The sequence below is a fragment of the Capilliphycus salinus ALCB114379 genome (assembly GCF_047276495.1).
In the GTDB taxonomy this organism is placed as follows: Bacteria; Cyanobacteriota; Cyanobacteriia; order Cyanobacteriales; family Microcoleaceae; genus Capilliphycus; species Capilliphycus salinus.
Genome location: NZ_CP178543.1, coordinates 5,227,205 through 5,241,032 on the forward strand (window position 1 = coordinate 5,227,205; position 13,828 = coordinate 5,241,032).

Consider the following 13,828-nt stretch of genomic DNA (forward strand, 5'->3'; position numbering starts at 1 on the left):
ATTTCCCCTTTTATCCCCCCTAGCCCCCCTTTGATCCCTCCGCCTACGGCACCTCCCTTAAAAAGGGAGGCGGGGGGGGGAAAAGAAGGGGAAAAGAAGGGGAAAAGAAGGGGAAAAGAAGGGGAAAAGACCGGGGAATAAAATAAAAAAGTCCCCCTTTTTAAGGGGGATTTAGGGGGATAAATTCCGCCGAAATCCCCCAGGATTTGGGGTCGCGGGGGCGGGGAATTTCGGGGGATGTTTAAGATGGATATGTACACTGAAAATTACATCTAAAATAATTACTTTATGCTAACCTTTAAAAATCCCAATTCATCCTATCAAGTCGGGGGAAGTCTCCCCTTTAACGCTCCGACTTATGTACAGAGACAAGCCGATGAAACTTTATATCAAGGACTGCTGCGGGGTGAATTTTGTTATGTGTTTAACGCCCGACAAATGGGAAAATCGAGCCTAAGAGTACAGACAACCCACCGTTTACAAACTCAAGGAATTCGCTGCGGAGTAATTGATATTACCGCCATTGGAACTCAAGAAATTAACCCCGAACAGTGGTATGGTTCTATTCTCGGACTCTTGACGAAAACCTTTAAACTACAACTCAATTTATTCAGTTGGTGGAAAGAACGAAACCATCTATCTTTTGTGAATCGATTGAGCGATTTTATCGATACAATTTTATTAGATCAAATTACAGAACCGATTGTTATTTTTATTGATGAAATTGACAGCGTTCTCAGTCTAAAATTTTCAAGCGATGATTTTTTTGCCCTAATTCGTGCCTGTTATAACCGACGTGCCGAACAACCCGAATATCGCCGTTTAACCTTTGCATTATTTGGGGTTGCAACTCCGGGCGACTTAGTTTCCGATACCACTCGCACGCCCTTTAATATTGGTACGGCTATCGAATTAAAAGGCTTTAAACCAACAGAAGCCACACCTTTATTATGTGGATTAACAGAAATTCCCCATTCAGAAACCATCCTGAAACGGATTTTATATTGGACGGGCGGACAACCGTTTTTAACCCAAAAACTCTGTAAACTCGTCGCCGAATACGCCGTTAAAACTCAACCCATTACACGCTTATTTGTTGATGATCTGGTCGAAACTTATATCCTAACAAACTGGGAAGCCCAAGACGAACCCGAACACCTAAAAACCATTCGCGATCGCATTCTTTACAGCGAACAAAAAGCCGGGAGATTACTCGGATTATACCAAAAAATCCTCCTCCATTCATCAAACGAAATCACATCTTATCGCGAATTAGAAGGAATAGCCGTCGATAACAGTCCCGAACAAATCGAACTCATTTTAACCGGGTTAGTCGAAAAGCAAGATGCAATTATTCGCGTCAAAAATCCCATTTATCAACAGATCTTTAATACCGATTGGGTTGGGCAACAACTGGCAAATTTACGCCCCTACTCGCAAGCCATTAATGCTTGGATTGTTTCGGGATATCAAGATGAATCTTGGTTATTGCGAGGAAAAGCATTACAAGATATTCTAGCTTGGTCGCAAGGAAAAAACCTCGGTAATATTGACTATCAATTTCTCGCCGCCAGTCAAAAATTTGATGCTGGCGAAACCCGCAAAACCCTAGAAGCCGAAAAGCTTAAAGAAGTCGAAACCCGATTAGAATTAGAACGACAGCGATCGCTAGAACAACGACGAAATTTAAGGCGACAAAAACTATTATTAGGAATCGTCAGTTTAATGATGATGATAGCAGTTGGACTCGGACTATTTGCCAACCGTCAATATCAACAAACCGCCCTTAGCGAAGTCAAAGCCATTCTCCTCTCCTCAAAAGCTTTATTCGCCTCCCATAAAAGCTTTGATTCTCTTTTACAAGCGATAAAAGCCAAAGAACGTTTACAAGATTTAAGCAATATTGATCCCAAATTAGAGGCGAAGATCGATGAGGCGTTGTGGCAAGTTTTATTAAGCATTCAAGAATCAAATCGCCTCAACGGTCATACGGCTGCCGTTATGACTGTTGATGTCAGTCCAGATGGTGAAGAAATTGCGACTGGAAGCGTTGATACCACCATTAAAATTTGGAAACGGGATGGAACATTAATTCGCACGTTAAGCGGACATCCATCAATTGTGCGATCCGTGAAATATAGTCCCGATGGAGAACTATTAATTTCGGGTGGCGACAACGAAACCATTAAAATCTGGAAACGGGATGGCACCTTATTAAAAACTTTAAAAGCCAATTCTTCAGGAATTTGGAGTCTTGATTTTAGTCCCGATGGTTCAACTTTTGTTTCCGGCGGTTACGATAGCCTGGTTCAATTGTGGGATAGAAACGGTCAACTTTTAACCTCTTTTGGCAGTAAAACAACCGGAATTCGGGCCGTTGCCTTTAGCCCAGACGGTCAAACTATTGCGGCTGCTAATATTGATAATACCGTTCAATTGTGGAATATTGACGGCAGTTTACCCGAGATTGTGCTTAAACATAATGCACCCGTTTATTCCGTTGCTTTCAGTCCCGATAATCGTTTAATCGTCTCCGGTTGCGTTGATGGTTCGATTTATATTTGGAACCGAGACGGTAAATTAGTCAAAACTTTAGAAGCCCATGAAGCCGCAGTGATTGCTTTAAGATTTAGCCCGGATAGCCGTTCATTTGCTTCGGGAAGTTGGGATAAAACCGTTAAACTTTGGAAACCAGATGGAACAAAAATAGCAACTTTAAGCGGACATGATGCTTCCATTTGGGGGATTGCCTTTAGCCCCGACGGAAAAGAAATTATTTCTGCGGGGGCGGAAAATATTGCGATGATCTGGAAAACTGCCAGCCAATTTCAGAAAAGATTCTATGGGTTAAGTGGGTTAATTTTCGGATTAGATTTTAATAAAGATGGGACAGTAATTGCAACCTCTGGAACCGAGAAAACTATCCAACTTCGACAACTTGATGGAACTTTACTCCGAACGATTAATGGCCACGATGCGGCATTAGGGAAGATTGCTTTTCACCCAAAAAGTAATATTCTCGCTTCGGTTAGTGAAGACAAAACCCTCAAACTTTGGCAGTTAGATGGAAGATTGATCCGCACTTTTACCCAAAATTCTAGCTCGTTAATTGCAGTAGACTGGAGTCCTGATGGTGAGACACTTGCAGTTGCGGGTACAGATGGACGGGTGTGGTTGTGGAAGCGAGATGGCACCTTAATTAAAACCTTAGAAAAGAATACCGCATTGATTTGGACTGTTGCTTTTAGTCCCGATGGAGAAATGCTCGCTACTGCTCGGGACGATAGCACAATTGAATTGTGGAATAAACAGGGTAAACTGTTAAAAATTATCGACGATCATCAAGCAGTGGTTTGGAATGTGGCATTCAGTCGGGATGGTGAGATTTTAGCCTCTGGAAGTGGAGACACGACGGTGAAACTTTGGACGCGAGAGGGGATTTTACTCAAAACTTTAACCGGACACCAAGCCGCAGTTTGGGGAATTTCTTTCAGTCCCGATGATTCTTTAATTGCCACGTCTAGCATCGATCAAACCGTTAAAATTTGGACGAGAGAAGGGGAATTATTAACCACATTAACCGGTCATACTTCGGGGGTGCGAACGGTGGCGTTTCATCCCAAACTGCCGATTTTGGCGTCGGCGAGTGATGACCAAAGTATTATTTTATGGAATCTCGATGAAATTCTCGATCTCGATTCATTTTCCTATGCTTGTAATTGGGTAAAAAATTATTTAAAAACCAATATTGCAGTCGAAGCCGATGATGTTAAACTGTGTCAAAGATCGTTTCAAAAAACTGAGTTATTCCCCGAATTTTTCATTAATATGTTAAGATAAACAATGAGAGGAATTATTTCCGTGAATTCCGCCCACCGCCGATAGAAAAATTTTTTGATGATACCTTGGGCAGACTTCGTGAGACAATGGTGAGGGAGAAAACTGGAAACTGTTCAAATGTTGAAACGAATTACAGCTATACTTTTTGTCATTGTCAGTCTTACCCTCGGGGGTTGTGTTTCAATCGGTGCAGCGGGCTTGAACTCTTTTGTCGATACGACCGATGGCTACGAATTTCTCTATCCCAACGGTTGGGTTGAGGTGAAAGTCTCTGACGGCCCGGATGTGGTTTTTCACGATATGATCGAACAAACTGAAAATGTCAGCGTCGTTATTAGTCCGATTCCCGACCACAAAACTCTCGATGAAATTGGCACCCCGACCGAGGTTGGATACAAACTTAGCAAAAATGCGATCGCACCTCCCGGATCGGGTCGGGAAGCGGAATTAGTTAATGCAGAATCCCGTCAAAAGGGCGACAAAACCTATTATTTGTTGGAATATGCGGTGACACTTCCCAATCAAAAACGCCATGATTTCGCCAGTGTTACGGTTAGTCGAGATCAACTGTTTACTCTCAATATTTCAACGCCTGAAAAACGTTGGGAAAAAACCCACAACCAACTCGAACAAGTTGTAAAATCCTTTAATGTTTATTAATCAAGGATTGTTCATTGATTAGACGTTCCCCGCGAACGTCTAAACTCTTTCTTTAATCTTATCAGAAAATTTTGAAGTCTACTTTTCTCTTTCTTATATGATCTCCGGTTGATTAATGCGTATTATGGGGGCGGGGCGGGTTTACCTTAATCTTAGAGTCGTAGTAAAGATCGTAGGCGTAACCCGCCCCTACAAAATAATAATTGATTAGCCGGACATGATATTATATGAAATTGAAAAAATCATGCTACACCTCTTTATCCCCACTTCCGGGGCGGGTTGATTTAACTTATTTCTGGGAAAAGATAGATTTAGGAAGAACCCCCGCCCCTACACTAACTTCTGTGCTGGTTTATGTCAGTTATTGGTGGGAAACATAGATTCTCGCGGAACCCGCCCAATCACTGACTTTAGCAAACATTTAACGATTTTAGATTAGGCAGATGGAAACGGAAAATTTAATCACATTTATTTTGGCTTCTGCTTCCCCTGCCCGGCGCCGTTTGTTAAATAATATTGGCATTGCGGCGAAGGTTTTACCCAGTGGTTTTGATGAGTCAAAAGTTGAACTTAACGATCCGGCTGAATTGGTGAAAACTCTCGCCCGTTGTAAGGCGGAAGCTGTCGCCAATCAATTAAATACAACCCCTTCCGATCAACTTCAAAATTCTCAATCTGCTTTAATTTTAGGCTGCGATTCGGTTTTAGAAGTCAACGGGGAAATTTACGGCAAACCCGCCAACCCAACTGAAGCGATTACTCGTTGGAAAACCATGCGATCGCAGTGTGGTAGACTGTTTACAGGTCACGCTTTAATTGATATCGGACAACAGAAAACCATTGTTTATTCTCAGGTGACAACGGTTTATTTTGCAGAAGTTAGCGATCGCGAAATTGAGGCTTATGTCGCTACGGGTGAACCGTTAAATTGTGCCGGATGTTTTGCAATAGAAGGAAAAGGGGGCGTATTTATTGAGAAAATTGAAGGTTGTCACACCAATGTTATAGGATTGAGTTTGCCTTTATTGCGAAAAATGTTGCAGGAATTAGGACATGATATAACTGAATTTTGGCAACCTAAAAATGAGGGTAAATTTTACACCTCCAATGGTGATGCGAAGTTTGATTAATGATCGCTGTCGGGGCGAGTTTGTACGGCGAACAGTCATCCTTAACCCCTAATGTAGGGGCGGGTTCCCCCAGAATTATCCATCTCAAAAATAACCTTGATAAACCCGCCCCGTCAGGTAGAATATATGATAATCGATTAATCGGACATGATCTTATCCCAACAAACAAGCCAGGGGAAACATTAAATATTCCAAGAAAAACAGCTTCCAAATAAACTGATAAAAACTCGCAATTTCTGATTTTTTCTCTAAATCAACTTTTCCACTCCGCCACCACATCAGACATAAAATAACCAGATGACTAACCACTAAAAAGATCGGGTTCACCCAAGCTTGTAAAAACACCGCAGCAACCATCATCCCCAGATAACATCCCGTTAACACCCAACGGGCTAAATTAAACACCGCAAGCGTTCCCAAACGAATGGTAAACGTGGTAATATTGTATTGGCGATCGCCTTCGATATCGGGAATATCTTTGAAAATCGCGATCGCAAAGGTGAAGACCAAAATAAACAGCGTTAGCGCCAAAATAGAAGGGGTTAAACTGGGGAGGTTTCCCGGCATTTTCTCGGAGAATACCCAACTAAAATGCAGGTACAGCCCTAAATTTACAATCACACCCCGCACCGTGAAAATGCACAGCGCCGCCCAAAACGGAAAGCGTTTGAGGCGAATGGGGGGTAAAGAATAGGCGGTTCCCAGCGCCAAACTAATTCCCACCGTTGCTAACAAAAATTTGCCTTGTAACGCGGCTAAAATAATCGCGAGTATTCCCGTTGTGATGATAATTGCTTTGGCTTGAAAAGGGGAATATTCACCGGATGCTAGGGGTAAATGAGGCTTATTGATGCGGTCTATTTCAATATCTTCGAGTTGGTTGAGTCCCACAATATAAACATTGCCACACAGACAAGCCAACCAACTGATCAGGAGGGTTATTAGGGCGGTAGCCACAATATCCCCATCTTGCCATGTGGCATTAATTTTATCACTCCAGGCGACGAGAGTCAATCCCAACACACTAAAACTTGTTCCAAATATAGTATGAGGGCGGGAAAATTTCCAGAAGGAATAAAGCCAAGGCGTGTATTTTTGGATAAGATTAACTGTAGAAATAGTTAAGGTTTGCTTGGAACTCTCGGCCATGATTGAGTTAGAATTTAAACAACTGAACTTAGATACTATACCTCATGTTTTACTTGGTGTATACTGAACTTGAGAGTGGATTATAAAGATTAGCAGTTGATTGTAATTTGGCCAAAACGTTGAAGAATGCGAATAGCCCGATCAAGTTCGTTACTGAAATTCAATCTGAAAAATAATTTTGAAACGGCATATTAACATCCTTGAACTTTGGAGAAAATCAACTATTCCGCCACCGCCCCCAAAAACATTTCCTTAACCTGATTATTTTCAAACTCAAAAATCAACCCGCCATAAACCGAACCGGCGACAAAAAAATCGGAAGAAATGGGGGCGGCTTCGTCTTCTTCTGCGGCATAGGCTTGTTTAACCTTCGCCGAAGAATCACCAATTGCAACGCCTCGCTTGGTGGTCAGTTGAGAAGGGGCTTTAACTCGAATAGAACTAATCATAGCAGACCCTTCTTCAGTTTCGGAAGCCATATCTAAAGTAATTCCTTGTTGGGGATAATTCCATTTTTGATGATACAAACCATCGGCACCCCAAAACTGTTGCTCTCCTTTGCTTTCTGCTTCTCCGAGTATTTGAACAACTTCGGTTTCGCTCAAACCAATTTTTAAGTCTCCAAACCCTTCCGAGTGGAGCAAATCAAAATTCTGAGAAATTTGAAACTCTAAACGGGGGAATATCTCAACCTCATCTAAACTTAACGCCGTCGATAGTTTCTCAGAAAAACTGATTTTACTTAGCAAAATAGCAGTCATTAAAGCCGGAAATTGTTTCATGTTAACACCGTTCAAATAAAACACGATAAACCGGTTCACCCCGAGATATAGTTGAACGTTCTCGCTCGGAAGGAAGGGGAAGGGGATTTTCCGCACCGAAATCTTTTGTTAAACGTTGAAAGGAGGGATTTTCTGAAAATATATCGGACATTTGTTTGATAACATCTTTCACATCCGACTGAAGAAACACCTCACCGCCCATCATAATATAGTCGGCAATTTCTGTAACCAACTCCGGTTGAACAATGCGGCGGCGTTGATGGCGTCGTTTGAACCAAGGATCGGGAAATTGAATGCTAACTCGCTTTAAAATTCCGGCGGGTAATGTTTCGAGGATGGGTTTTAAGGAATTATTGGCATTACAAAATAGATAATGTAAATTCGTTAATCCTTGTTCATCCCGCCATTGATTCGCTTCCTCGACTAACGGTTCTCTAATTTCCAAACCGAGATAATTCCAACTGGGTTCAATTTGCGCTAAATTCCACAGTAACCGCCCCCGACCGCAGCCGAGATCGAGATGTAAGGGTTGGTGAACTTTAGCATAGATTTTATTCCAGTCGGGCGGATCGATAGGAACTTGATATTTTTGCGCTAAAGGGTTAACGTGTTCACGAACTCGAACTCTTCCCAATGGTTATACCTCCAAATAAAAAAGGGCAAAAGGGGAAAGGCAAAAGGCAGAAAGTAAGAGAAAAGAGTTTTTAAAACTTCAGTTTGTTAACAAGAGTATAAATCATCCGAGTTTATTCTTGAAGCAAATAAATGATTGATTCAATATCTTTGTCTTCGCAAAGCCCCACCCTTTGAGATAAGAGAAGATGCGTTTTCAGTTCGTTAATCGAACCTTGAGCAATATTTAGGAATCTAGCATAATCTCCCGAGCTTCGTCTTTCATAACCTTCCGCAATATTGGCGGGGATGGATGCTGATGATTTTCTAATCTGTTGAACCATACTATAGAGTTCTTCTTTGGGGAAAGATTTAGTAAGATAATAACACTTTTCAGCAATCTCCATGCCTTTTTGCCAAATGATAAGGTCTTGAAAGTCTTTGATTTCTGACATTTTTAATCCCTCTATTTTCTAGATTTTATCTTCTACCTCTTACCTCTTGCAAGATTGCCTCTTGCCTGTTCCCTACAAAAAAGCGGAATGCAAAACATCCTGATGAATTTGCGCTCGCTCGATTAGAAATTCTATTTTACCCGTTGAGAGCGCATCCCCATTAGCATAACATTCTAGCCAAGTTTTACTGATCAGGTTCGCATCTAAAGGAAGTTGAGAAAGTTCCCAACCGGGAAAATCTAATTCTTCCATTAACTGGGAAACTTTCGGATCGTAACTCAGCGCAAAACATCGACATTCTTCTGTTGCAGCCATAATTAAACTATGAAATCGCATTCCGATAACCATTTCCACGCCCCGAAATACACCCTTGAGTTGACGGGGATCTTCTAAGGTGAGAATTTGACTGTGATTCGGAATAGCCCGGTGAAATAATTGGGCGATCGCTAAATCTTGACTCGGTTGAAAAGGAAGTAGTAAAATAAAAGCGCGAGTTGCTTTTTGAAAAGAAACCAAAGCTTGAGTTAAAACGCTCAAACGTTCGGGAGTTAATTGTTTATGAGGGCGCAACGTTAAAGCCACACGGGGAGCGGGTAAATCCCACAAACCGGGAACAGGTTTAGAGTCCAACGCCCAAACCGGATCGGGCGCCAAAGTAAAGGGAATTTGCCAATCCGATAATAACTGAGCCGAAGCGCGATCGCGAACACTAATCGTGGTACAATTAGAAAAGCAACGTTGAGCCAACTTGCGGGTGATCGGACGTCGTAAAGGGCCGATTCCTTGCGACCAAGCAATGGTTTTTAAGCCCATTTGTTGCGCCAAACCCATTAATCCGCCATAATAAAAAGGGCTAATGGAACTGGTGACATCTTGAATTAAACTGCCACCGCCCCAGATGAACGCATCGGCCCCCCGCAGAACCTTTAAAACTTCCATTGCATTCATGCGATTATAACTCGCCACCTGATAACGGCTTTCAGTTTCGGCGGGGTTTCCCGAAAGCACAAGCGGTTCAACCGAGCGAGGTAACATCTGTAAAAGCGAGGCGAGAAGTGCTTCATCTCCTCCATTTCCTTTACCGTAGTACCCACAACAAACGACCTTTTCCATATTGAAATTGATGAGTGCGAGATTTTAGACCAGAACTTAATTCTCAACAAAAAACCGGTTAACGTATCGGGGTAAAACGAAAAAAACCAGCAGTTGAGAATTAGATGTTAGACTACCATAAAGGAAGCCTTGATAGCGCAGTAAATCGGTTGGAAACTCAGGTAAAATTCTATTATGCACGCACTTTCAATTCCCACTTGGATCATTCATGTTTCCAGCGTTATCGAATGGATGGCGGCAATTTGGTTTATTTGGAGGTACGGAGAAGTGACTCGGAATCAAGCTTGGTGGGGACTTTCGCTTGCGATGTTACCCGCCCTCGTCAGCGCCATGTGTGCCTGTACGTGGCATTATTTTGATAATCCCCCTTCCTTTGAGTGGCTCGTCACCCTGCAAGCGGCGATGACGGTCTTGGGAAATGTTACCCTATGTATTGCGGCTTGGTACATCTGGCGAAGTCTGCGATCCGTAAAAGAGTAACAATATCTAACAAAATGTTATCAAAAGACACCCTCTTTGCCGTTTCTCTGTTTCCCTACTTGGGGTTTCTCTGGTTTCTGACTCGTTGCGGACAGACACCCCGCTTGGCATTAATCGGATTTTATGGCACCTTAGTATTTGTTGGGGTAACGATCCCGGCTGGAATCTATGCCAAAATGGTCTATCACGAGGCTTTGGCGAATATTGATTGGTTACATGGCGGTGCAGAAGTTTTCTTGACCCTATCAAATATTCTGATTGTGTTAGGCTTCAGACAAGCGGTTATCAGCAAACAATCCCCTCGATAATGGACAATCTTACCTTAAGTGGTCACGCCGATGGTGTCAAATCAGTTGCAGTCAGTCCCGATGGCAAAATTCTGATTAGTGCCTCTGAAGATGGTAAGATTAAAATTTGGAATTTCAAAGCCGGAGAGTGTTTGCTCACTTTGGGAGGTCATCCCTTTGGGGTGAAAAATGTCGCCGTCAGTCCCGATGGTGAATTTTTTGCGACCGGTGGCGGAGATGGAACCATCAAAATTTGGAGTCTGAAAAACGGTAAACTGCTGCGAACTTTGATAACCGGTTATTCTCGCCTCGACTCCGGGTTTATGCCTGTGGCAATTGTTCCCAACGGTAAAACCATTATCAGCCATAGCAGCAGTTACAGTCAAACCGTGCGGTTGTGGGATGTGGAAACCGGAGAGTTGAAAGGGACGTTAACCGGTCACGCGGGTTCGGTGAAAACCTTTTGTATCTCTCCCAAAGGGGATATCCTCGCCAGCGATGGTGCTGATAATAGCATTCGGCTGTGGAAATTGCAAAATGAAGAATTAATTGGCATCCTCGAAGGACATACGGGGGGAGTGTTGACGTTAACCATGAGTCCCGATGGCGAAACCCTCGTTAGCGGTGGGAAAGACGAAACCATTAGAATTTGGCAAATTCGCACCTCAAAACTATTACGAACCCTCTCCGGTCATTCCTATGCGGTAAATTCGGTTAAAATTAGTCCGAACGGTCATATTCTCGCCAGTGGCGGTTACGACAGTTTGATTAAATTGCGCGACTTAAACACGGGAGATTTACTCAATTTGCTGTCGGGACATACCGGCGCCGTCAATACCGTTACCTTCAGTCCCGATGGTAAAACCTTGGTCAGTGGGAGTGAGGATAAAAGCATTAAACTCTGGAATTTGGATGAGATTCTGAATTCTCATTAGATTTTTACTAAATTATACCATTTGAGGTACATATTTGTCATCTGATCTATTACCTATTTTATGAAGTGCCTGTTGCCTAAACCATAAAGTTTTGTACCTCACAAGCCGCGAGAACTGCTATATACTATTAAACTGGGTTGATTTTTGTGTCTGAGAAACTCAAAAGAACGCTAAATAATCCTTAAGATTTTTATCGATTGCACTCAACAGCCTTCATACTAGAAGACAGAAATTGAGTGATAGACTGCTCATGCTGCGCTTATGAGCTACTGCTTTAATCCCGATTGCCAAAAACCAGATAATGGTCAAGAAATCGATACTTGTCAAACCTGCGGTTCAACTTTGCTGCTGCAAAAACGTTATCGGGCTTGGCAAGAAATCGGCATAGGAGGAATGAGTCGAACTTTCTTAGGCGTTGATGAGGGAAACCAAAAAACGCCCTGTATTATCAAACAGTTTTCATCTCACGGACACAAAACCATTCGACTCGAAAAAGCGATCGAATTATTTCATCAAGAAGCGATGCGGTTGCAAGAATTGGGAGAACACGATCGCATTCCTTCTCTGTTGGCTTCCTTTGAACAAGAAGGCTGTTTATATTTGGTCGAAGAATACATCCCCGGACAAAATTTAGCCGAAGAATTATCCGAACGGGGGCCTTTTACCGAAGCCAAAATTCAAGAACTTTTAATCGATATTCTCCCGATTTTAACCTTTCTGCACAACCATAATATCATTCACCGGGATCTCAAACCCGAAAATATTATTAGACGTCAAAAAGACGGGAAATTCGTCTTAGTTGATTTTGGCATAGCCAAACAAAACCAGAATATTTTTCAACCCCAAACCGGGACCCTTACCGGAACCGTCGGCTACGCACCCCTCGAACAAATTCGGGGCGGAAAAGCCTATCCCGCCAGCGATCTTTACAGCTTGGGCGTCACCTGTATTCATCTGTTAACCCAAGTTCCTCCCAATCAACTTTTTGACTGTTTTACCGGGGAATTAATTTGGCGATCGCATTTGCTCAAAACCGGAAAAACCATCGGCGATCACCTCGGTCAAATCCTCGACAAACTGCTTCAAGATTTAGTCCAAAACCGCTATCAATCCGCCCAAGAAGTCTTACAAAAACTTACAGAATCCAGCCGAATTTACTCCCGATGCTGTCAAGAAGAAACCGCCTTAGAAATTATTGTTAATAGCGAAATCGAAGCCGAAAAACAAGCCGTAAATTTTCAAGAAAACTGGATCGAATTGGCGTTAAAATCCACCGCCGAACATCATCCCTGTTTTTCAAGTTTAATCGCCAGTCAATCGATAAAATTTCTTCCCAACGCCCCCGCCCAAACCCATTCTATCGTCTCCTTAAAATCGGGAAAACCCTTAGAAAAATATTCTCCCGAAACTCCCGAAAAAATTGTAAAAAATATAAACCGTTTACAAGGTCATTCCGCACCCGTTAAAGCCATTGCGATCGGTCCCAAAGGTTATATTTTAATTAGCGGAAGCGAAGATTCTAGCATCCGACTTTGGAACTTGAAAACCGGACAACTTTTGCATCGATTTTTAGCCCACCGAGATACCGTTAATACCATTGCAATTCATCCCAACGGTCATCGGTTAGTGAGTGGAAGTTTGGATCGAACTATATTAGCTTGGAATTTGAAAAATCGCACAATGGCGGATCGGTTTTTCAGTCATTCCGGTTCACCCTACAGTCATCGTTGCGGGGCGGTTTATTCGGTTGCTTATAGTCCCGACGGTCGGATTATTGCCAGTGGAAGCGAAGATAGAAGTTTAAAAATTTGGAATCAAAGAAATGGGGAGTTACTCTATCGTTTGTGCGAACATTTTGGCGAGGTTTTATGTGTGACTTTTACCCAACCCGAACCGGATTTAATCTCTTTAATGACGAATTCTGACGCACATCCTCAAAATAGTTTATTCGCCAGTAGCGGGACGGATGGATTGATTAAAATTTGGCAATTTGGTAATTTAAAAAGTCTCCACACTTTAGAGGGACATTCGGATGCGGTTTATAGTTTAGCCTTTAGTCGCGATCGCAAAATATTAGTTAGCGGAAGTGGCGATCGCACGATAAAATTATGGAACTTTTACACCGGAGAAACGCTAAATACACTCAAAGGACACGACGATCAAATTGTCTCAATTGCGATTAGTCCCGACGGTCAACTCTTGGCAAGTGCGAGCCAAGATGGTATCGTTAAACTGTGGGATATTAGCGATCGCCATCCTCTCGGACGGTTATTAAAAACCCTCAGGGCTTATCCTCCCGTTGTCTTTACTCCCGATAGCCAAACTTTAGTTACCGGTGGCGAAAATGGCGATATATTAGTTCAGCAATTCATCTAAAAAATCACA

The 13,828-nt window shown here is 42.5% G+C and carries 13 protein-coding genes and 2 pseudogenes; 10 read left to right on the forward strand and 5 right to left on the reverse strand.

What is annotated here, in order from left to right:
* Nucleotides 1-288: 288 nt before the first annotated feature.
* From ACL6C3_RS21180 to ACL6C3_RS21205, 6 genes and pseudogenes are all read left to right on the forward strand, one after another.
* A pseudogene (locus tag ACL6C3_RS21180) lies at nt 289-2,268 on the forward strand (AAA-like domain-containing protein); the annotation flags it as partial.
* A 1-nt stretch (nt 2,269) separates the two neighbouring features.
* Nucleotides 2,270-2,341 carry a hypothetical protein gene (locus ACL6C3_RS21185; protein WP_413168381.1) on the forward strand — a complete coding sequence of 24 codons (72 nt, stop codon included), beginning with the start codon at nt 2,270-2,272 and terminating at the stop codon, nt 2,339-2,341.
* A gap of 2 nt (nt 2,342-2,343) precedes the next feature.
* Nucleotides 2,344-2,538: pseudogene (locus tag ACL6C3_RS21190) on the forward strand (WD40 repeat domain-containing protein); the annotation flags it as partial.
* A 15-nt stretch (nt 2,539-2,553) separates the two neighbouring features.
* Nucleotides 2,554-3,840 (forward strand): WD40 repeat domain-containing protein, encoded by a 1,287-nt coding sequence (locus ACL6C3_RS21195; RefSeq protein ID WP_413168383.1) that lies wholly within the window; start codon nt 2,554-2,556, stop codon nt 3,838-3,840.
* A gap of 117 nt (nt 3,841-3,957) precedes the next feature.
* Complete coding sequence (gene psbP / locus ACL6C3_RS21200; protein WP_413161027.1) at nt 3,958-4,500, forward strand: photosystem II reaction center PsbP; 543 nt, start codon at nt 3,958-3,960, stop codon at nt 4,498-4,500.
* Between the two features lie 443 nt (nt 4,501-4,943).
* Nucleotides 4,944-5,630 (forward strand): nucleoside triphosphate pyrophosphatase, encoded by a 687-nt coding sequence (locus tag ACL6C3_RS21205; protein ID WP_413161028.1) that lies wholly within the window; start codon nt 4,944-4,946, stop codon nt 5,628-5,630.
* 153 nt (nt 5,631-5,783) lie between these two features.
* Here ACL6C3_RS21205 and ACL6C3_RS21210 read toward each other — a convergent pair whose 3' ends face one another.
* The 5 genes from ACL6C3_RS21210 to csaB form a co-directional block, all read right to left on the reverse strand.
* The gene (locus tag ACL6C3_RS21210) at nt 5,784-6,779 is read right to left on the reverse strand and encodes a homogentisate phytyltransferase (protein ID WP_413161029.1); all 996 of its coding nucleotides are present in this window, start codon (nt 6,777-6,779) and stop codon (nt 5,784-5,786) included.
* Between the two features lie 221 nt (nt 6,780-7,000).
* Nucleotides 7,001-7,561, reverse strand: coding sequence for a hypothetical protein (locus ACL6C3_RS21215; protein ID WP_413161030.1), 561 nt, complete (start codon nt 7,559-7,561; stop codon nt 7,001-7,003).
* Nucleotide 7,562: 1 nt separating this feature from the next.
* Nucleotides 7,563-8,195 (reverse strand): tRNA (guanosine(46)-N7)-methyltransferase TrmB, encoded by a 633-nt coding sequence (gene trmB / locus ACL6C3_RS21220; protein ID WP_413161031.1) that lies wholly within the window; start codon nt 8,193-8,195, stop codon nt 7,563-7,565.
* Nucleotides 8,196-8,307: 112 nt separating this feature from the next.
* Nucleotides 8,308-8,628, reverse strand: a complete 321-nt coding sequence (locus tag ACL6C3_RS21225) for a four helix bundle protein (RefSeq protein ID WP_413161032.1) — start codon at nt 8,626-8,628, stop codon at nt 8,308-8,310.
* Between the two features lie 72 nt (nt 8,629-8,700).
* Nucleotides 8,701-9,741, reverse strand: a complete 1,041-nt coding sequence (gene csaB, locus ACL6C3_RS21230) for a polysaccharide pyruvyl transferase CsaB (RefSeq protein WP_413161033.1) — start codon at nt 9,739-9,741, stop codon at nt 8,701-8,703.
* 174 nt (nt 9,742-9,915) lie between these two features.
* Here csaB and ACL6C3_RS21235 point away from each other — a divergent pair, with 174 nt between their 5' ends.
* The 4 genes from ACL6C3_RS21235 to ACL6C3_RS21250 all read left to right on the forward strand — a co-directional run bounded on the left by ACL6C3_RS21235 (nt 9,916) and on the right by ACL6C3_RS21250 (nt 13,819).
* Nucleotides 9,916-10,221, forward strand: coding sequence for a DUF2499 domain-containing protein (locus ACL6C3_RS21235; protein WP_413161034.1), 306 nt, complete (start codon nt 9,916-9,918; stop codon nt 10,219-10,221).
* A 14-nt stretch (nt 10,222-10,235) separates the two neighbouring features.
* Nucleotides 10,236-10,529, forward strand: a complete 294-nt coding sequence (locus ACL6C3_RS21240) for a DUF3593 domain-containing protein (protein WP_413161035.1) — start codon at nt 10,236-10,238, stop codon at nt 10,527-10,529.
* The gene (locus ACL6C3_RS21245) at nt 10,529-11,443 is read left to right on the forward strand and encodes a WD40 repeat domain-containing protein (protein WP_413161036.1); all 915 of its coding nucleotides are present in this window, start codon (nt 10,529-10,531) and stop codon (nt 11,441-11,443) included. The genes ACL6C3_RS21240 and ACL6C3_RS21245 overlap by 1 nt, the downstream gene beginning before the upstream one ends.
* Before the next feature lie 261 nt (nt 11,444-11,704).
* Entirely contained in the window at nt 11,705-13,819 is a 2,115-nt protein-coding gene (locus ACL6C3_RS21250) for a protein kinase domain-containing protein (protein ID WP_413161037.1), read from the forward strand.
* Nucleotides 13,820-13,828: the final 9 nt, after the last annotated feature.